We start from the raw sequence: 18,801 nt of genomic DNA on the forward strand, positions 1-18,801 counted from the left end.
TCGCTCCCCCTTTCGACGTGCTCGGACGGCTAGAAGACGAAGTTCACGAGCGGGCCGGCGGTGGCGACCAGCACACAGCCGCCGAGGACCATGCCGAGCCGGCCCATGTGCTCCGAGCCCTCGCCGCGGCGCATGGAGATCGCCATCATCGCGCCGGTGATCAGCACACCCGCGACGCCCGCCGCGGTGCCGGCCCAGGCGACGATGCCGAGCACGGTGTCGACCTTGCCGGTGAGTTCGGCGGGGGCGTCGCGGTTGGGGTTGGGGACCGTGCCGTCGGCCAGGTAGAGGGACTGATGTGCCTTGGCGGCCATCGCGTGCAGCATGTGGTTTCTCCCCGTTGTCTCGGCCGGCCCGCCGTGGGCGGGCGGGCTGACGTCAACTGATGTGAGCGGATGGGACATTGGGATGCTCGCGGAGCCGGCGTGACGTGCCCGGGTTCCCGGTCGCCCTGTGAGCTTGGCGACTCCTGTGAGCCGAAACCAAGGGATGTAGTGATCCAGCACCTGTCGGTGACGTGCTCGTGACAGACGGGAAGCTCTCGTCATGTCCGGGACAGTGACGTGCCGTCAGCATCGCCCGGACCTGCGGCGAAGCGGAGGGGCTCGTACCGGTGTTCGTCCCTGGGGTGGCCCACGTACGACGACGGCCCGCCGGTTGACGAGTAACCGGCGGGCCGTCGCCCCTGTCCTGCTCACGGGTTCTTTGCAGCACGACTCCCTGCAGCACGACTCCCTGCAGCACGAGCCCCTACAACACGAACCCCACGATCGGCCCCGCCGTCGCGCCGATGATGCAGGCGCCCATGACCATGGCGAACTGGCTGAGATGCTCGTCGCCCTCCCCGGACCGCAGGGAGACGGCCATCCGCGAGCCGACGATCAGCAGCCCGCACACACCGGCCGCGGTGACCAGCCAGGCGAGGATGTTCAGGACGTAGTTGAGCTCACGGGTGACCACGGCCGGAGGTCCGGCCAGTGTCGTGGCGGCGGCGTACAGGGTGCTGCTCATGGGGTCCTCCCGGTCAGACGGGCCAGCGCCGCGCTCTCCCGCGGCGGCGGTCCGGTGAGATCGCCGGTGCGCCAGGCGGGCACCCAGGGCACGCGGTAGACGTCTATGACGGAACCGATCACCTTCACGCGCTGCACGAGCTGCCGGGGCAGCCGGCCGGGCGCGTCCGCGACCAGCACGATCGCGTCGAGGTCGAGCCCCGGCGGCGCGTCGCCCCGCCGGAAGATGTCCAGGGTGTGCGAGACCGCGTCGAGCCCGGCGGCGTGCGTGCGCCCCACCAGGAGCACCGACGCCGGATCGCCGTGTTCGGGTTGCGGCCAGTTGCGGCCCGCGTCATGGCCGCCGAAGACCGTCGCGAGGGTGGTCGTCCCGGCGCCGCCGTGCGTGGCGACCCAGGAGAACCGCCGTGCGCTCGCGGCCGCCAGGGGTGGCGGGTCCTGCGGCCGTGCCTCCGGTTCCGCCACCGGCCCCCGCACCCAGATCTCCGGCCCGGCCGCCGCCTGTCCCGTGCCCGGCTGCATCACCGCATCACCGCTCTCCACCACTCCCCGTTTCCGCCGCTGATCACAGCAGTCTTCCTGAGTTCGTCGTGCCCGTCGCACCCGGCGCGGTGCTCGCCGCCGGTTCCGTGCCCGGCGAGGCGCCCACCCCCGATCTTCACGGCCCGCGGGCGGCTTGGGAATCGGGACGTGAGTTCCTGCGACGAGCCTGTGACGCGCTGGTGACGCACGCGGCGGGGGTGAGCGGGGAGACTCGACTGCCTGGCCACAAGTGGCAGGAACATGACTGGACTTCGACGCTGAGGGGAGCGCATGTCCAACGGGGGAGGGTCCGTCACGACCTGGGTCGTCGGCGGCTGCGTGGCGGCCGTGATGATGCCGGTGGTCATGATGGTCGCGGTGAGCGGGGGCGGCGAGGCCGACGCCGAGGAACAGGGCGTCGGCGGCGGCCTCAAGACCGGTCAGGTGCCGGCGGAGTACGTGCCCTGGGTGCTCAAGGCGGGCGCCATGTGCGACGTCATCAAGCCGGCCGTGATCGCCGCGCAGATCGAGGCCGAGTCGGGCTGGAACCCGAACGCCAAGTCCCCTGTCGGTGCCGAGGGGTTGAGCCAGTTCATGCCCGGCACCTGGCCGAGCTGGGGCAAGGACGACGACGGCAACGGACGCGTCTCCCCGTACGACCCCGGTGACGCGATCATGGCCCAGGGCCGCTACGACTGCGCCCTCGCCAAGCAGGTCCAGGGTTACAAGGACCGGGGCGAGGCGACGGGCGAGACGCTCGACCTGGCGCTCGCCGCGTACAACGCGGGCCCCGGCGCCGTGCACCAGTACGGCGGTATCCCGCCCTACACCGAGACCCGGAACTACGTCGCCCGCATCAAGTCGCTCATCGCCAAGTACGAGTCGGTGGACGACCCGCCGGGCAAGCTCCCGGACGGCAAGGAGATGGCGATGCCGCTCTCCGGCAACCCGCCCGTGACCTCCCCGTACGGCTGGCGCATGCACCCCATACTCGGGGTCCGCAAACTGCACACCGGCACCGACTTCGGCGTGGCCGAGGGCAAGCCGGTCCTCGCCGCCCGCGACGGCGAAGTCACCTTCGCGGGCTGGACCAACGGCTACGGCAACCGCGTCGTCATCTCCCACGGAACCATCAACGGCGACCGCGTCTCCACGACCTACAACCACATGCTGCGCGGCCTCAGCGTCCAGGCCGGCGACAAGGTGAAGGTCGGTCAACGCGTCGGCCTGGTCGGCTCGACGGGCTACTCGACGGGCGCGCACCTCCACTTCGAGGTGATGCAGAACGACAAGTACGTGAATCCGGCGCCCTGGTTGGGGCTGTAGTGATGACGTGGGCGATGCGGGCACGGCGTTCGACGTGGACGACGCCATCGGCGAGGCAGGACACTGAGGTGAGGAGGGGAATGCGGGTGAACACGATGCGCGATGCGCGCGGCGGGCGCGGGGAGCGTGACGAGCGCGGGGGGCGTGACGAGCGCGGCGGACCGCATGTGCCCGGCGGGCCGTACGGGGTCGGGGTCGGGGTCGGAGCCGTGGCCGGAGCCGGAGCCGTGGCCGGAGCTGTGGCCGGCGGACTCGGCAGGGCGGTCCGCAGGGCGGTCGCGGTCGCGCTCGCGACGGTGACCGGAGTGGCGGTCCTCGCCGCGTGCGGCCTGGAGGACCACCGCGAGACGGCGGGCGGCGGCACGGCCTCGTCCGAACCGCCCTTCACCCCCAAGGCCCCCCTGCCGTCCGGTAAACCGCTCGGCTCCGACGCGCGGGTCCCGAGCCCCAGCGGCGTCGACGACACGGACGCGACCGCGGTCGCCGAGGCCTGGACCGAGGTCGCGTACGGCTACGACACGAAGTACGACACCGGCCCGCACGACGCCGTCCTTCGCTCCGCGCGCTGGTTCACCGCCGCCAGGGCGAAGGCCGAGCACTCGTACCACCCCGCGAGCGGCGCGGGCGAACAGTGGAACTCCTGGGCCGCGCACGAGGCGTGGACCACCGTCGACGTGGAGCTGGACGACGACGGCGACGCACCCCCCGACTCGGCGCGGGACGCCTACCGCGCCCTCTTCGTCGACGGCACGGCGCACGGCCGCGACGGCTGGACGGGGACCGGACCTCAGGCCACGGTGTACGTGAAGCTGGTTCGCTCGGGCAAGGGCGAGCCGTGGCGGGTGGACGAGGTGCGTACGGTGGAGGCAGAGGTATCGGCACCGGAGCCGTCCGGGGCAGACTCCGCCGCCTCGTCCACGCCTTCTCTTTCTCCTTCCCCTTCTTCTCCTTCTGCCCGACCCGAGTGAGGGAACGATGACTCGACTCAGCCGCGAACAGAAGCGGGAACTCAAGCGCGCGGGGCGTGCGCCGGCCGGACTGACCCCGATCGACGTACGCGTCTCCGCCGAGGCCGGCGCGACGGTCGGCGGCATGTCCGTGCCCCCGGCGGCCGGGGAGTCCCTCCAGGCCGCCGCACTCGACTATCTCCACCGCCTCGCCCTCGCCACCGGCCACCCCGTCCTCGCCACCGTCCACGACGAACGCATCGGCTACGTCGTCCCTCTCCAGATCCACGTCGACGGCTCCAGCCACTACGCCGGGGAACCGGTACGGGTGGGAGAGCCGAGGGGGTTCGCGGGAGCGCCGCCGGTGAGTGAGCGGGAGGGGGCGGTGCCGGGTGCGGGGGTGCGTGGGCATGTGGCTGCGGATCCGGGCGTGCGTACTCCCGGGATCCCGCCCGCGCCCGCGGTCGGGCCCACGCCCGTGGCCGGCCGGTCGGGTACGGCCGCGGCGGCCCACCTCGGCGAGGAGGCGGCCCGATGGGCGGCGCCGGAGTCTCCCGAGCCGCCGGCTCCCGCACACGGCCCACGCCGTGACCGGTCGACACATGTCCTGCGCGCGGTGCCGGAGTCGGCAGCCGCGGGCCCTGAACTCCCGGACGACCAGGACCGATCGAACCAGCCGACCGGTACGGCACCCCATGCGCAGCCGCAGCCGCAGCCGCAGCCGCAGCCGCAGCCGCAGCCGCAGCCGCAGCAGTACGCGCAAGCCCAGCCGGAGCCGAGTTGGCAGGCGCAGGCGCAGGCGCAGGCGCAGGCTGAGCGTCGACCGCAACCGGATGTGCTGCCCGAGGCGCAGCCCGAGCGGCAGCCGCAGCTGGACGGACAGCCGCAGGCCCAGGCGCAGGCCCAGCCGCAGTGGTCGGCGCAGGCCGGGCCGGAGTCGTCGGCGCACCCCGAGCGCCAGCCGCACCCGCACCCGCAGCCGCAAGCCCAGCGGGACGTGCAGCCGGAGGCCCAGCGGGACGTGCGGCCGGAGGCTCAGGCGCGGCCGGAGTCGCGGACGCACTCTCAGGAGCAGCCGAGGCGGGAGCCCAGCACGATGCGGTTGGCCGCGGGGAAGCCGGTGCCCTCGGCGGAGTCGGCCGCGCCGGAGCCCGAGCGGCCGAAGCGGGAGCCGAGCACGCTGCCGCTGTCGGCGGCGAAGCCGGCGCCCGCGGTCGCACCCCCGCACGCGATGCCGGAGTCGTCCGTCGCCCCCGGGGCGCAGTCGGACCGGCCCTCGGCGGAACCCGTGGCCGCGGCGGCCCCCGAGGTGAAGCGGGAGCCCCGCACGATGCCGCTCACGGCGGCGAAGGAGAAGCAGGGGCAGCAGGGGCAGCCGTCGGACCCGGTGTCCGGCGGGGTCGCGCCCTCGACGTACGTGCTGCGCGCGGTGCCGGAACCGAAGGAGGGGCCCTTGGCACGGCCGCCCCGCACCCCGGGGCTCCCGCTGACCCTGCCGGGCATTCCGGCGGACCCGGACGGCAAGCCCTCGTCGGCCGAGCCCACCGGCGACGCCGCCGCGGCCTCCGGCACCGAGCCGACCGGCGACGCCGCCGCGGCCTCCGGCACCGAGCCGACCGGCGACGCCGCCGCGGCCTCCGGCACCGAGCCCACCGGCGACGCCGCCCCGACCCCCGGCACCGTCTCGCCCCCGACAGGCGAGTTCGGCCCGGTCATGGACCCGGAGCTGCTTCAGCCTCCGGCCCGGACGACTCCCCGGCCCTGGCACCCGGAGCAGGCCACCACCCCGCCCGACATCTCCTCCGACACCCCACGGTCGGCATCGGCCTCCCTGAACCCGCAGCCCTGGCCCCCGGCACCGGCCGAGGACCCCACCCCGCAGCCGACGCACGAGCCGTCCCCGTCCCCTGCCTCGGAGGCGGCGCCGGAGTCGGGGCCCGCCACGCTGGAGCCCCAGCCCTGGCCGCCGACACCGACACCGACACCGACACCGGCCCCGACGCCGATGCCGATGCCGACGCACACGACCGCCCCCGCTCCCACCCCTGAACCCGCATTCGCATCCGCATCCGCATCCGCATCCGCACCCCCCGTACTGGCCCCTCCGGAGGAGTCCGCCACCGATGCCTACTCCGCTCCCGAGTGGAAGGTGCTGGAGGAGGACAGCGCGCCGAAGCCCGCGCCGGTACGGGAGTTCGACGCGGTCGCCGAAGCGGTGCTGGACACGGCGGAGGAGGGCGGCGACACGGCGTCACCGTTCGCGGAGCCCGTGTCGCGCATCAACGAGGCGGTGAAACTGGGCCGGATCCAGGAGGCCGCGGAGATGGCCGAGCAGACGGTCGCGCAGGCGACGGCGACGCTGGGCCCACAGCACCCCGAGGTACTGAAACTTCGCGAACTGACCGCCTACATCGCCTACTTGGCCGGCGACGCCCTCCGCTCCTTCCACCTCTCCCTCGACCTGGCCGTCCTCCGCCACCGTCTGCGCGACCAGCGGGCCGCGTACGGCAACGTCCAGAGCGCGGCGGCTGCCTGGCGCGCGGTCCGCGACCCGCTCCAGGGTCTGCACCTGGGCCGCGACCTGATCGCCGTCTGGGCCGACCTCGCCGCCGACGCGGGTCCCGCCGCCGACGACCTGGAACAACTCGAAAAGGCCCGCACCCGCATGACCCGCCTCACCGAACGGGCCCGCGCCCTCGACCCCGCCCCTTACGCCCATGGCCAGTGACCACTCCGGACGACGAGAACCGGACGCCCGGCGGCTCCTCGGAGCCGCGCAGAGCGCCGGGTCCGGGTCCGCCGCCGAGGCCGCCCGCCACCGCTCCCCGGGCTCGCCCGCCACCACCCGCCGCCCCCGGGTCGAGGTCCACGTCAACGAGCTGACCGGCACGATGAGTTGGCGCACCGTCGACCACCCGACGAGCAGCGGGGGCCGGCGGCAGCACGAAGGAGCAGGCCGGCGTGTCCCGGACGCGGCACCCTGGAACGCCCGCGCCGCGGCCCTGCGTTCCGCCGGCCTGGACCCCTACCGGGCCCCCGCGCAGGGCGCCGCCCCGATTCCGACGCACCCCGCGGCCGTACGGGCCGCTCTGGGTGCCGACGTCGCCTCGCTCAGCCCGGAACAGCGGCAGAGCCACCTGGCCCGGGTCGGCGCCCTCCGTTCCGGAGCGGCCGCCGATCTCGCCCACGGCACCCGGATGCCCACCTCGGTCGCGTCCCGCCTCAGGTCGACGAGCGCGACCCCGGCCCACGCCCACGCCCTCGCGGCGGAACGCACCTCGGTGATCACCCGCACCCGCGCACCCGCCGTACCGCAGGGGCCGGGGCCGGCCGCGGGTCCACGCCGCTGACCGACCCCGGAACCACACCACCTGAAGCTCTGCCTACGAGAGGCGCCGCCCCTACTCCGACAGCTCCCACACCGCGTACGCCAGCGCGTCCCCGTTTCGGTCGAGCGCCGTGTCGTTGATGTTGGACGTGGTGTCGCAGGAGGAGTGGTAGCACCGGTCGAAGGCCTGGCCGGACGTGCCGCCCCACTTGGCGACCTGCGCGGCGGTCTTCGCACGGCTCGCCCCCGTGAAGAGGCCGCCGACGGGAACGCCGGCGCTCTTGAAGGGCGCGTGGTCGGAGCGGCCGTCGCCCTCGGTCTCGATCTCGGTCGCGACACCGATCCCGGTGAAGTAGTCCTTGAAGGTCTGCTCGATGACGGCGTCGTCGTCGTAGACGAAGTACCCGGGGTTCGGCGAGCCGATCATGTCGAAGTTGAGATAGCCGCTGATGCGGGCCCGGTTCGCGGTGGACAGGTTGTTGACGTAGTAGCGGGAGCCGACGAGGCCCAGCTCCTCCGCGCCCCACCAGGCGAACCGCAGGTGCTTCGTGGGCTGGTAGTTCGTGCGGGACACGGTCAGCGCGGCCTCCAGTACGGCGGCGGAACCCGAGCCGTTGTCGTTGATGCCGGCACCCGAGGTGACACTGTCCAGATGTGAACCGGCCATGACAACCTGATTCGTGTCGCCGCCTGGCCAGTCCGCGATCAGGTTGTAGCCGGTGCGGCCGCCGGAGGTGAAGGACTGCGTGGTGGTGACGAAGCCCGCCGCGTCGAGCTTGCCCTTCACGTAGTTCAGCGAAGCGAGGTAGCCGGCGCGGCCGTGCGCTCTGTTGCCGCCGTTGGCGGCGGCGATGGACTGGAACTGGGTCAGGTGGGCCTTGACGTTGGCCACGGGGAGGTCGGGCGCGGCGGCGACCGTCACGTCCGGGGCGGGTGCCGCCCCGGCTATGGACCCGGTGGTGAACAGCGTGGCCACCGCGACGGCGGCGACGGCGGTGCGTCCCGTGGCTGGAACGGAGAGCTTCATAGTGGGGGGCTCCGAATTCCATGGGGATCGCCATGGACGACACTGTTGATGTGTCCATGGCGATCCCGGCTGAATGAGGTGCCTGGATGGTGCGGGTGGGACTGACTCTCCGTCAAGAGTGCTATTTGGCCAGGGGGGTGGGCACACCGGAGGCCTCGGTGGCCGCCGACGGCCCCTCCCGCTCGTCCCGCTCGTCCCGCTCGTCCTGCTCGTCCCGTCCCTCCGAGTCCTCCAACTCCGCCAGCCGCCTCCGCGCCACCCGTGCCGTCCGCAGTGCGTCCCACGTCAGCAGCGACAGCGCCAGCCACACCAGCGCGAAGCCGGCCCAGCGCTCGGGCGGCATGGCCTCGCCGAAGTAGAAGACCCCCAGCAGGAACTGGAACACCGGCGCCAGGTACTGCAGCAGCCCCAGCGTGGACAGCGGCACCCGGATCGCGGCCGCCCCGAAGCAGACCAGCGGCAGGGCGGTCACCAGTCCGGTCGCGGCGAGAAGCAGGGCGTGTCCCGTCCCCTCCGGACCGAAGGTGGCGTCCCCTCGCGACCCCAGCCACAGCAGATATCCCAGCGCGGGCAGGAACTGGATCGCGGTCTCCGCGGCGAGCGACTCGACACCGCCCAGGTTGACCTTCTTCTTCACCAGCCCGTACGTGGCGAAGGAGAAGGCGAGGCAGAGGGAGATCCACGGCGGCCGCCCGTAGCCGATCGTGAGGACGAGGACGGCCGCGAAGCCGACGCCGACCGCCGTCCACTGGACGGGCCGCAGCCGTTCCTTCAGCAGCAGGACGCCGATGGCGATGGTGACCAGCGGGTTGATGAAGTACCCGAGGGAGGCCTCGACCACCTGGTGGGTGTTCACGGCCCAGATGTACACGCCCCAGTTGACGGTGATCGTCGCCGCCGCGACCGTGATCAGAGCGAGCCTGCGTGGCTGTCGCAGCAGCTCACCGGCCCAGGACCAGCGCCGCAGCACCAGCAGCGCGACACCGACGACCGCGAGGGACCAGACCATGCGGTGGGCGAGGATCTCCACCGCGCCGGACGGCTTCAGCAGGGGCCAGAAGAGCGGGACGAGCCCCCACATCCCGTACGCGGCGAAGCCGTTCAACAGGCCTATCCGGTGTTCGCCCCTCGGCTGCGCAGCCACGGCCCCTCCTCCTCGCCCGGCCGCGCCACCGCGACCCCCGAACCCTCGGCCTCCCGAAGGTAACGCCGAGCACCCCCGGCTGTCATGCCCGTATCGGGATACGGTCATGACAGCCGGGGGTGGGTGCCCCGAGGGGGAGTCCGGGGCGCCGACCGGAGTCTTACGGCTCCGGAGTCCTACGGCCCCGGAGCCGGGCCGGACGGCTGGGCCCCGGGCCGAGCTGCTCGATCCGGGCGGGTCACGCCTTCAGTGCCACCGCGATCGAGTCCGCGATCGGCGTGGTCGGGCGGCCGATGAGGCGGGAGAGGTCACCGGAGGAGACGACCAGCTCACCCTTCTCGATGGACGCGTCCACGCCCGCGAGGGTCGCGGCCAGCGGCTCGGGGAGCCCGGCGCCGGTCAGGATGCCGGTGAGGGCCTCGACCGGGACGGGGTTGTTCGCTATCTCCTTGCCGGTCTGCTTGCTCAGCTCGGCCGCGTACTCGGCGAAGCTCCAGGCGGTGTCGCCGCCGAGCTCGTACGTCTGGTTCTCGTGGCCCTCGCCGGTCAGCACGGCGACCGCGGCTGCCGCGTAGTCCGCGCGGGCCGCGGAGGAGACCCGGCCCTCGCCGGCGGCGTGGGTGACGGCGCTGTACTCCAGCACCGGCGCGAGCTGCTCGGTGTAGTTCTCGTTGTACCAGCCGTTGCGCAGCAGGGTGGACGGCAGACCGGAGGCGAGCAGCGCCTCCTCGGTGCCCCGGTGGTCGTTGGCGAGCGCGGCCGTCAGGCTGCCCGGCGCGCTGGTGTACGCGAGGAGCGCGACCCCGGCCGCCTTGGCGGCGTCGATCACGACCTGGTGCTGGGCGACGCGGTTCTTGTCGAGTTCGCTGCCGGAGACCAGCAGCACCTTGTCGCCGGCGGCGAAGAGGCCGTCGAAGGTCTCGGGGGTGTTGTAGTCGGCCACGGCGATCTTCACGCCGCGCGCCGCGAACCCGGCGGCCTTCTCCTCGCTGCGGACGACGGCCGTGATCTGCTCGGCCGGGACCTTCTCCAGCAGACCCTCGACGACGATCTTGCCGAGGTGTCCGGTCGCTCCGGTGACGACGATGCTCATGGTGAAACTCCTCCAGGGGGGCGGGTGCGCCACTAACCCTAGGGGGTGCGCTAACTCTGCGAAAGTACCCACTTTGAAGTAAGGTACTGGCATGGCCGTAAGTAAGGTGTCGACACAGCCCGCGACCAAGCACGACAAGGGACACAAGGATCACAAGGACGACAGGGACGGCGAGGGAGTCTGTCCCTACCGCCTCGTCCTGGAGCATGTCACCAGCCGTTGGGGTGTCCTCGTCCTGATCGAGCTGCTGGAGCGGCCGTACCGCTTCAGTGAGCTGCGCCGGGCCATCGGCCGCGTCAGCGAGAAGATGCTCACCCAGACCCTCCAGACCCTGGAGCGCGACGGCCTCGTCCACCGGGACGCCAAGCCCGTCATCCCGCCCCGCGTCGACTACTCCCTCACCGACCTCGGCCGCGAGGCCGCCGAACAGGTGCGTGCCCTGGCGGGCTGGACCAAGGACCGCATGGACGACGTGCAGCAGGCCCGGCAGGCGTACGACGAGGCCCGGGCCTGAACCGGCCCGGGCCCCTGGGGTGACCATGCTCAGCTGACGGTCGTGGTCACCCGACGACGGTCCACGTGTCCCCGCCCGCCAGCAGCGCCGACAGGTCTCCCTTGCCGAACTGCTCGATGGCGGAGTCGAGTTGGTCGGCCATCTGGGTGTCGTAGACGGGCCGTTCGACGGATCGCAGGACGCCGATCGGGGTGTGGTGGAGGGTGTCCGGGTCGGCGAGCCGGGAGAGCGCGAAAGCCGTGGTCGGGGACTGCGCGTGCGCGTCGTGGACCAGGATCCGCGACTCGTTCTCCTCGGTCACGGTGACCACCTTCAGATCACCGGTCACCTCGTCCCGTACGACCCCCCGCGTGCCGGCCGGCCCGAACCGGATCTGCCTGCCGTGCTCCAGCCGGATGACGGCCTCCTCCGCCTGCTGCCGGTCCTTGAGGACCTCGAAGGCGCCGTCGTTGAAGATGTTGCAGTTCTGGTAGATCTCGACGAGTGCCGTCCCCGGGTGGGCGGCGGCCTGCCGCAGTACCTCCGTCAGATGCCTGCGGTCGGAGTCGACGGTCCGCGCCACGAACGACGCCTCCGCCCCGATCGCCAGCGACACCGGATTGAAGGGCGCGTCCAGCGACCCCATCGGTGTCGACTTGGTGACCTTCCCGACCTCCGACGTCGGGCTGTACTGGCCCTTCGTCAGGCCGTAGATGCGGTTGTTGAAGAGCAGGATCTTCAGGTTCACATTGCGGCGCAGCGCGTGGATCAGATGGTTGCCGCCGATGGACAGCGCGTCGCCGTCACCGGTCACCACCCACACGGACAGGTCACGCCGCGAGGTGGCGAGCCCGGTCGCGATCGCCGGCGCCCGCCCGTGGATCGAGTGCATCCCGTACGTGTCCATGTAGTACGGGAAGCGGGACGAGCAGCCGATGCCCGAGACGAAGACGATGTTCTCCTTGGCCAGCCCCAGCTCGGGCATGAAGCCCTGGACGGCGGCGAGGATCGCGTAGTCACCGCAGCCGGGGCACCAGCGCACCTCCTGGTCGGACTTGAAGTCCTTCATGGACTGCCGGGCCGTGGCCTTGGGCACGAGGGAAAGCGCCTCGATCGTGCCTCCCGTACCCGCGCCTTCCGTGGACCTCTCAGCCATCGATGGCCTCCTTGAGAGCCGTGGCGAGCTGCTCCGCCTTGAACGGCATGCCGTTCACCTGGTTGTACGAATGGGCGTCGACCAGGTACTTCGCCCGGATGAGCAGGGCGAGCTGCCCGAGGTTCATCTCGGGGACCACCACCTTGTCGTAACGCCTCAGCACCGCACCCAGATTCCGCGGGAAGGGGTTGAGGTGCCGCAGATGGGCCTGTGCGATGGACTCCCCGGCCGTACGCAGCCGCCGTACCGCCGCCGTGATCGGCCCGTACGTCGACCCCCAGCCCAGCACCAGGGTCCGGGCCTCGTGCGGATCGTCGACCTCGACGTCGGGCACGTCGATCCCGTCGATCTTCGCCTGCCGGGTGCGCACCATGAAGTCGTGGTTGGCCGGGTCGTACGAGATGTTGCCCGTGCCGTCCTGCTTCTCGATGCCGCCGATCCGGTGTTCGAGGCCGGGCGTGCCCGGGATCGCCCAGGGGCGGGCGAGGGTCTCCGGGTCGCGCTTGTAGGGCCAGAAGACCTCGGTGCCGTCGTCGAGGGTGTGGTTGGGTCCCTGGGTGAACTGCACGGTCAGATCCGGCAGTTCGTCGATCTCGGGGATGCGCCAGGGCTCGCTGCCGTTGGCCAGGTAGCCGTCCGACAGCAGGAACACCGGCGTGCGGTACGTCAGCGCGATCCGGGCGGCCTCGATGGCCGCGTCGAAGCAGTCGGCCGGAGTGCGCGGCGCGACCACCGGCACCGGCGCCTCCCCGTTCCTGCCGTACATCGCCTGGAGCAGGTCCGCCTGCTCGGTCTTGGTCGGCAGCCCGGTGGACGGTCCGCCGCGCTGGATGTCGATGACGAGCAGCGGCAGTTCGAGCGAGACGGCGAGCCCGATGGTCTCCGACTTGAGCGCCACCCCGGGACCGGAGGTGGTCGTGACCGCCAGGGAACCCCCGAACGCGGCCCCCAGCGCGGCCCCGATGCCCGCGATCTCGTCCTCGGCCTGGAAGGTCCGCACACCGAAGTTCTTGTGCCGGCTCAGCTCGTGCAGGATGTCCGAGGCCGGCGTGATCGGGTACGAGCCCAGGTACAGCGGCAGATCCGCCTGCCGGGACGCCGCGATCAGCCCGTACGACAGCGCCAGGTTCCCGGAGATGTTCCGGTACGTGCCGACGGGGAAGGCGGTGGCGGCCGGCGCGACCTCGTAACTGACGGCGAAGTCCTCGGTCGTCTCGCCGAAGTTCCACCCGGCGCGGAAGGCGGCGAGGTTGGCGGCCGCGATCTCGGGCTTCTTGGCGAACTTGGCCGCCAGGAACTTCTCGGTGCCCTCGGTCGGCCGGTGGTACATCCACGACAGAAGGCCGAGCGCGAACATGTTCTTGCTGCGCTCGGCCTCCTTGCGGCTGAGGTCGAACTCCTTGAGGGCCTCGACGGTGAGGGTGGTCAGCGGCACCGGATGGACGCTGTATCCGTCCAGCGACCCGTCCTCCAGCGGGTTGGCCGCGTACCCGACCTTCTGCATCGCCCGTCTGGTGAATTCGTCCGTGTTGACGATGATCTCCGCGCCGCGCGGCACGTCACCGATGTTCGCCTTCAGGGCGGCCGGGTTCATGGCGACGAGCACGTTGGGCGCGTCACCCGGGGTGAGGATGTCGTGGTCGGCGAAGTGCAGTTGGAAGCTGGACACACCCGGGAGGGTGCCGGCGGGGGCGCGGATCTCGGCGGGGAAGTTCGGCAGGGTGGAGAGGTCGTTGCCGAAGGAGGCCGTTTCGGAGGTGAAGCGGTCGCCGGTGAGCTGCATACCGTCACCGGAGTCCCCGGCGAAGCGAATGATCACCCGATCGAGTCGGCGGACGTCCTTCGTCCCCGCCGGTTTGCGCTGTTCCCTCAGTTCTCCCAGAGCGGCCTCGTCGGCCGGCTCCGCTGGGCTGCTGACCTGGCTGGTCACTGAACTGGACCTCCCTTGAGGCGGCTGTCCGGGAACGGCCGTCCCGCCGGCCCTCCCCGGACCAACCCTACGTCGGCGAGGGTGGCCTTCCCTCGTCCTTTCGCCTGATGGACGCTGTTTTGAGACTGCCTGACGCCCTGACTTGTCATGATTTACCCGCCCCTGCCGCTTCCTTCGGAGACGCGCACCGCCGACCGATGGTTCTCGGTCCGGACGGAGGACGGGCAGGGGGTGGGCCGAGAGCGGGTGGGGGGTGGGCGGAGAGCGGGTGGGGTCCGGGTGGAGGGCGGGCGATCGACCGCCCCTTGCTGACACAGTGTCAGACGGTCATGAATTGAGGTAGGTGAGCACCGCCAGAACGCGCCGGTGGTCCCCGTCGCTGGGGGACAGCCCGAGCTTCAGAAAGATATTGCTGACGTGCTTCTCGACGGCACCGTCACTGACGACCAGCTGCCGGGCGACCGCCGAGTTGGTCCGCCCCTCCGCCATCAGCCCCAGCACCTCGCGCTCCCGGGGGGTCAGCCCCGCGAGCACGTCCTGCTTCCGGCTCCGCCCGAGCAGCTGCGCGACCACCTCCGGGTCCAGCGCCGTGCCGCCCCGGGCCACCCGCACCACCGCGTCCACGAACTCCCGCACCTCGGCGACCCGGTCCTTCAGCAGATACCCGACGCCGCGACTGGACCCCGCGAGCAGTTCGGTGGCGTACCGCTCCTCCACGTACTGCGACAGCACGAGCACCCCCAGCTCAGGGTGCTGCTTCCGCAGCTGTACGGCGGCCCGCACACCCTCGTCGGTGTGCGTCGGCGGCATCCGCACATCGGCGACGACCACGTCCGGCAGATCCCCCTGCGCGGCGAACTCGGTGATCGTCTTGATCAGGGCGTTCCCGTCCCCGACCCCCGCCACGACGTCGTGCCCCCGGTCGGTCAGCAGCCGCGTCAGCCCCTCTCGCAGCAGCACCGAATCCTCGGCGATGACCACCCGCACCCTGTCCTCCACGCCCTGTCCCCCCACGACACCCGCACCACCCCCGACCGGCCACCAGCTTCGGCCCGGCCCGAACAACAGCCCCCAGCATTCCAGCATCGGCACGCCCAGGCGCCGCCCAGCCAAGAAAAGAGAGACAGAAACAGCCTACGAACTGGCCGAACACCACCCGCGTCCCTCCCAGGCGGGGGTTCCGGGGCGCGGTGGCTCCGCTCGAAGGGGTGGAGTGGCGCGGGCGCGGGCGTGGGTGGGGCGGGGAACGGTGAGGTGGGCCGCCCGCGCCCACGGAGCCACTGCCGCCGCCAGAGGATCGTCGAGTGTGTCCGGCGGGAACCACGGCAGTGCGCAGGGGCAGAATCGGGCCGCGCGCAGGGGAGCCACGGCCCACGCGTATGGAGCCGCGGTCCCCGCCCGCCGAGCGCGTCCGGCAGGGAACCACGGCAGTGCGCAGGGGCAGAATCGGGTCGCGCGCAGGGGAGCCACGGCCCGCGCGCATGGAGCCGCGGTCCCCGCCCGCCGAGCGCGTCCGGCAGGGAAACACGGCAGCGCGCCCAGGGTGTGACCCCTGGACGCGCTCACCGCGACACCCTTCACACGCCCCCGGCGCGGCGCCGAGGCCGCCGCCAGGGCGCCTCAGGCGATCACCGGCGGACCCATCCGCCCTCGTTCCACGACACTCGGGCCGCAACCGTGAGGCACCGCCCTCGGACCACCACCATCAGGCACCCGCCCGAGCCCGAGCCCGAGCCCGAGCCCGAGCCCGAGCCCGAGCCCGCGCCCGCGCCCGGACCCGGATCCGCACCCTCCCCTTTCCCCCGTACCCCGCCATCGCCTGGCACCGTTCTCACGCCGCGTACCCCCACCCCCACCGCACCGCCTCACGCAGCCCGCCACGGCAACTCCGCCGTCACCCGGGTCGGCCCCCCGGCCGGTGAGTCGACGACCAGGATCCCGTCGACCGCCCCGATCCGCTCGGCGAGCCCCGCCAGCCCGGAACCGCCCCGCGTGTCGGCGCCGCCGACCCCGTCGTCGATGACCTGGAGCATCAGCCGGTTCTCGACCCTCCAGACATCCACGGTCGCCCGCGTGGCCCCCGCGTGCTTGCTGACGTTCTGCAGCAGCTCGGAGACGGTGAAGTAGGCGATGCCCTCGATCGCCGGCACCGGCCGCGCCGGCAGGTCCACGTCCACCACCACCGGCACCGCACACCGCGAGGCGACCGCCGACAGCGCCGCGTCGAGCCCCCGGTCGGTCAGCACGGCCGGATGGATGCCCCGCGCGAGATCCCGCAGCTCCTGCAGCGCCGTCTTGACCTCCCCGTGCGCCGAGTCCACCATCACCGCCGCCGCCCGGGGGTCCTCCGCCAGCTTCTCCTTCGCCAGCCCCAGATCCATGGCCAGCGCCACCAGCCGCGCCTGCGCCCCGTCGTGCAGATCCCGCTCGATCCGCCGCAGATCAGCGGCGGCCGTGTCGATCACGACCCCCCGGTCCGACTCCAGCTCGACGACCCGGGCCCCCAGCCGCGACGGTCCGAGCATCCCGCTCACCATCACCCGGTCGACCATCGTCAACCCCCGCACGATCCACGGCGTGGCCATCGTGAAGAGCAGCCCCACCAGCGCGGTCACGGTCACCTCGAACGGATTGTCGAGGTACACGGCACGCGTCTCGTCCCCGTACAGCTGCAACCCGTCCTGCCCGGCCCACAGGGGGAAGACCCAGAACCACAGCGGATACGTCAGCAGCGCCCACCCGTACGTCCAGAAGGTCACCGCCACCACGAACGAGAACACCGACCACGGGAACTGCACGACCGCGTACAACAGCTGACGCCACGACGACCCGCTGCGCAGCATGGCGCCCATCCACGCCATCGCCCCGCGCCCCTTGACCCGCAACGGCTCCGGCGCGGCCACCTCCACCCCGAGCAACGCCCGCGCCCGCGCCCGCTCCAGCGCACCGAACCCCCGGCACCCGGCCAGCCCCGCCGCCAGCACCGGCACCCCGAGGAACGTGACCAGCAGCCCCGCACCGACCGACACCATCGTCACGGCGTACGTGAACAGCAGGATCCCGACCGGCAGCCCCAGCAGCACATACCCGAACTCCCGCCAGCTGCGCGCCTCGAACGGCGCCCGCAACCCGGCCGGCACACGATGCCGCCGCTCCTCGCCCCAACTCCCGTACCCGTCCCCGTACTCCGTGGCCATCACCGTCGCCCGCCTTCACTCGTCCCGCACTCCCGATGTCGTACTCCCACCCTGCTCGCCCCCGACCCCCGGGACCATGGAGCGAGTCGGCGTCTCGATACGGGGGTTTTCCCCACCCCGAAAAGGCAGTTCCCCGCGCCCCGAAAGGGGCGCGGGGAACTGCGCGAGCAACCACGACGAACCAGCCCCCCGCCCACACCGCGACACCCCCACGGCGAAACGGCGAACAGACACCCACGACAGAAGAGCCCTCCGCCCCCAGGCCCCCGGCCGCGCACACCCCCGGTCAACCGCCGGCGGCATCCCGTCCACGCCAGGGCAACTCCGCGGTGACCGTCGTGGGCCCGCCCACCGGAGACTCGATGACGAACAACCCGTCGACCGCCCCGAGCCGCTCCGCGAGCCCGGCGATACCGGTCCCCCCGTCGAGACGAGCACCCCCACGCCCGTCGTCCCACACCTGTATCAGCAGCCGGTCGTCGGAACGCCAGACATCCACCGAGGCCGCCCTCGCCCCACTGTGCTTACTGATGTTCTGCAGCAACTCGGACACGGTGAAGTACGCGATCCCCTCGATGGCGGCGGCAGGCCGCGCGGCCAGATCGACGGTCACCTTCACCGGCGCCGTACACCGCGAGGCCACCGCCGACAACGCCGCGTCGAGCCCCCGGTCGGTCAGCACCGCCGGATGGATCCCCCGAGCCAGATCCCGCAGCTCCTGAAGCGCGAGCTTCACCTCACCATGGGCCTCCGCCACCATCGTGGCAGCCGCGTCCGGGTCCTCCAGCAGCTTCTCCTTCGCGAGCCCGAGCCCCATCGCCAGATTCACCAGCCGCGCCTGCGCCCCGTCGTGCAGATCCCGCTCGATCCGCCGCAGATCGGCCGCGGCCGTGTCGACGACGACCCCCCGGTCGGACTCCAACTCCGCGATCCGCCGCTCCAGTTCGTCGGAGGGCGACAACAGCGACCGCACCATGACCCGGTCCACGTTCGTCAGCCCCCGCACGATGTACGGCAGCACCGGCCACGCCACGAACAACCCCGTCAGAGTGATGACGAACGTGGCGATGCCCCACGGCATCCGGATCAGCTCGTACAGCATCGAACGCCAGCCGACCGGATCCTTCACGCTCATCCACACCTGCGCGAAGAACCCCTCGTCCGCCCGGCGCCCGCCCCCGCGGAACGGCAGCGGACTCGGCTCGTCCACCCGCACCCGCAGCAGCGCCCGCGCCCGCATCCGCTCCACCCGGCCCAGCTGCCGGGCCCCCATCAACGCGGCGGCGAGCAGCGGAAAACCGATCACCGTCAACGTCAGGAAGGCACTGGTGAACAGCACGGTCGTCACGTACACGAACCCGAACAGCGCGAGCGGCAGGTTCGCCAGCAGATGCGCGATCTCCCGCCACGTCTGCCCCCCGAACGCGAACCGCGCGGGCGGCAGCGGTTCGGAGGGCGTGCGGCTGGAGGGCAGCGGACGACCGTACGGCCGCCCGGAGCCGGTCGGGGAGGAGAGGGGATCGGTCATGCCCACCAGCCTGCCCGCCCGCCCCCGCCCCGCGCCATGAGGCGGACCGCCCCGGCCACCCTGGGGAAAACCCCACCCCGCCCCGTCCCGCCCCTTCACG

General features: G+C 72.2%; 16 protein-coding genes. 5 read left to right on the forward strand and 11 right to left on the reverse strand.

Annotation, left to right across the window (positions count from 1 at the left end):
- Positions 1-29: 29 nt before the first annotated feature.
- The 3 genes from OG202_RS29395 to OG202_RS29405 form a co-directional block, all read right to left on the reverse strand.
- The gene (locus OG202_RS29395) at positions 30-326 is read right to left on the reverse strand and encodes a hypothetical protein (RefSeq protein ID WP_037693804.1); all 297 of its coding nucleotides are present in this window, start codon (positions 324-326) and stop codon (positions 30-32) included.
- A 424-nt stretch (positions 327-750) separates the two neighbouring features.
- Positions 751-1,011, reverse strand: coding sequence for a hypothetical protein (locus tag OG202_RS29400; RefSeq protein WP_326578939.1), 261 nt, complete (start codon positions 1,009-1,011; stop codon positions 751-753).
- Positions 1,008-1,532 (reverse strand): DUF6668 family protein, encoded by a 525-nt coding sequence (locus OG202_RS29405; RefSeq protein WP_326585666.1) that lies wholly within the window; start codon positions 1,530-1,532, stop codon positions 1,008-1,010. The genes OG202_RS29400 and OG202_RS29405 overlap by 4 nt, the downstream gene beginning before the upstream one ends.
- 291 nt (positions 1,533-1,823) lie before the next feature.
- On the opposite strand from OG202_RS29405, the gene OG202_RS29410 reads away from it, so the two are divergent.
- The 4 genes from OG202_RS29410 (at position 1,824) to OG202_RS29425 (ending at position 7,155) form a co-directional block, all read left to right on the forward strand.
- The gene (locus OG202_RS29410) at positions 1,824-2,858 is read left to right on the forward strand and encodes a peptidoglycan DD-metalloendopeptidase family protein (RefSeq protein ID WP_326578937.1); all 1,035 of its coding nucleotides are present in this window, start codon (positions 1,824-1,826) and stop codon (positions 2,856-2,858) included.
- A gap of 80 nt (positions 2,859-2,938) precedes the next feature.
- The gene (locus OG202_RS29415; protein WP_328223860.1) at positions 2,939-3,826 is read left to right on the forward strand and encodes a hypothetical protein; all 888 of its coding nucleotides are present in this window, start codon (positions 2,939-2,941) and stop codon (positions 3,824-3,826) included.
- A 7-nt stretch (positions 3,827-3,833) separates the two neighbouring features.
- Positions 3,834-6,533 (forward strand): hypothetical protein, encoded by a 2,700-nt coding sequence (locus tag OG202_RS29420; protein WP_328223861.1) that lies wholly within the window; start codon positions 3,834-3,836, stop codon positions 6,531-6,533.
- Positions 6,523-7,155: a hypothetical protein gene (locus OG202_RS29425; RefSeq protein ID WP_328223862.1), complete on the forward strand. Its 633-nt coding sequence runs from the start codon at positions 6,523-6,525 to the stop codon at positions 7,153-7,155. Before OG202_RS29420 ends, OG202_RS29425 begins: the two co-directional genes overlap by 11 nt.
- Before the next feature lie 51 nt (positions 7,156-7,206).
- Here the strand turns inward: OG202_RS29425 and OG202_RS29430 are convergent, their stop codons facing one another.
- The 3 genes from OG202_RS29430 to OG202_RS29440 form a co-directional block, all read right to left on the reverse strand.
- A complete protein-coding gene (locus tag OG202_RS29430) occupies positions 7,207-8,160 on the reverse strand; it encodes a M28 family metallopeptidase (protein ID WP_328223863.1) in 954 nt (317 codons plus the stop codon).
- A 121-nt stretch (positions 8,161-8,281) separates the two neighbouring features.
- A complete protein-coding gene (gene rarD / locus OG202_RS29435; protein WP_327728209.1) occupies positions 8,282-9,304 on the reverse strand; it encodes an EamA family transporter RarD in 1,023 nt (340 codons plus the stop codon).
- A gap of 238 nt (positions 9,305-9,542) precedes the next feature.
- Entirely contained in the window at positions 9,543-10,397 is an 855-nt protein-coding gene (locus OG202_RS29440; protein ID WP_327728208.1) for an SDR family oxidoreductase, read from the reverse strand.
- 91 nt (positions 10,398-10,488) lie between these two features.
- Here OG202_RS29440 and OG202_RS29445 point away from each other — a divergent pair, with 91 nt between their 5' ends.
- Positions 10,489-10,911, forward strand: coding sequence for a winged helix-turn-helix transcriptional regulator (locus OG202_RS29445; RefSeq protein WP_327728207.1), 423 nt, complete (start codon positions 10,489-10,491; stop codon positions 10,909-10,911).
- Between the two features lie 46 nt (positions 10,912-10,957).
- Here the strand turns inward: OG202_RS29445 and OG202_RS29450 are convergent, their stop codons facing one another.
- The 5 genes from OG202_RS29450 to OG202_RS29470 all read right to left on the reverse strand — a co-directional run bounded on the left by OG202_RS29450 (position 10,958) and on the right by OG202_RS29470 (position 18,701).
- On the reverse strand, positions 10,958-12,046 hold the full coding sequence (locus OG202_RS29450; RefSeq protein ID WP_328223864.1) for a 2-oxoacid:ferredoxin oxidoreductase subunit beta: 1,089 nt from the start codon (positions 12,044-12,046) through the stop codon (positions 10,958-10,960).
- The gene (locus OG202_RS29455; RefSeq protein ID WP_328223865.1) at positions 12,039-13,976 is read right to left on the reverse strand and encodes a 2-oxoacid:acceptor oxidoreductase subunit alpha; all 1,938 of its coding nucleotides are present in this window, start codon (positions 13,974-13,976) and stop codon (positions 12,039-12,041) included. The genes OG202_RS29450 and OG202_RS29455 overlap by 8 nt, the downstream gene beginning before the upstream one ends.
- Before the next feature lie 327 nt (positions 13,977-14,303).
- Positions 14,304-14,963, reverse strand: coding sequence for a response regulator transcription factor (locus OG202_RS29460; RefSeq protein WP_326585665.1), 660 nt, complete (start codon positions 14,961-14,963; stop codon positions 14,304-14,306).
- Positions 14,964-15,841: 878 nt separating this feature from the next.
- Positions 15,842-17,173: a sensor histidine kinase gene (locus OG202_RS29465; RefSeq protein WP_327728204.1), complete on the reverse strand. Its 1,332-nt coding sequence runs from the start codon at positions 17,171-17,173 to the stop codon at positions 15,842-15,844.
- 286 nt (positions 17,174-17,459) lie between these two features.
- Positions 17,460-18,701, reverse strand: coding sequence for a sensor histidine kinase (locus OG202_RS29470; protein WP_327728203.1), 1,242 nt, complete (start codon positions 18,699-18,701; stop codon positions 17,460-17,462).
- Positions 18,702-18,801: the final 100 nt, after the last annotated feature.

Origin of the sequence: Streptomyces sp. NBC_00310 (assembly GCF_036208085.1) — a bacterium.
Lineage (GTDB): Bacteria > Actinomycetota > Actinomycetes > Streptomycetales > Streptomycetaceae > Streptomyces.

Excerpts from the sequence above, each read along its gene's own strand:
- OG202_RS29415 (WP_328223860.1), top strand. The coding sequence starts at position 2,939 with ATGCGGGTGAACACGATGCGCGATGCGCGCGGCGGGCGCGGGGAGCGT.
- OG202_RS29445 (WP_327728207.1), top strand. The coding sequence starts at position 10,489 with ATGGCCGTAAGTAAGGTGTCGACACAGCCCGCGACCAAGCACGACAAG.
- OG202_RS29420 (WP_328223861.1), top strand. The coding sequence starts at position 3,834 with ATGACTCGACTCAGCCGCGAACAGAAGCGGGAACTCAAGCGCGCGGGG.
- OG202_RS29465 (WP_327728204.1), bottom strand. The coding sequence starts at position 17,173 with ATGGCCACGGAGTACGGGGACGGGTACGGGAGTTGGGGCGAGGAGCGG.
- OG202_RS29395 (WP_037693804.1), bottom strand. The coding sequence starts at position 326 with ATGCTGCACGCGATGGCCGCCAAGGCACATCAGTCCCTCTACCTGGCC.
- OG202_RS29405 (WP_326585666.1), bottom strand. The coding sequence starts at position 1,532 with ATGCAGCCGGGCACGGGACAGGCGGCGGCCGGGCCGGAGATCTGGGTG.
- OG202_RS29450 (WP_328223864.1), bottom strand. The coding sequence starts at position 12,046 with ATGGCTGAGAGGTCCACGGAAGGCGCGGGTACGGGAGGCACGATCGAG.
- OG202_RS29430 (WP_328223863.1), bottom strand. The coding sequence starts at position 8,160 with ATGAAGCTCTCCGTTCCAGCCACGGGACGCACCGCCGTCGCCGCCGTC.
- OG202_RS29440 (WP_327728208.1), bottom strand. The coding sequence starts at position 10,397 with ATGAGCATCGTCGTCACCGGAGCGACCGGACACCTCGGCAAGATCGTC.
- OG202_RS29470 (WP_327728203.1), bottom strand. The coding sequence starts at position 18,701 with ATGACCGATCCCCTCTCCTCCCCGACCGGCTCCGGGCGGCCGTACGGT.
- OG202_RS29425 (WP_328223862.1), top strand. The coding sequence starts at position 6,523 with ATGGCCAGTGACCACTCCGGACGACGAGAACCGGACGCCCGGCGGCTC.
- OG202_RS29410 (WP_326578937.1), top strand. The coding sequence starts at position 1,824 with ATGTCCAACGGGGGAGGGTCCGTCACGACCTGGGTCGTCGGCGGCTGC.
- OG202_RS29400 (WP_326578939.1), bottom strand. The coding sequence starts at position 1,011 with ATGAGCAGCACCCTGTACGCCGCCGCCACGACACTGGCCGGACCTCCG.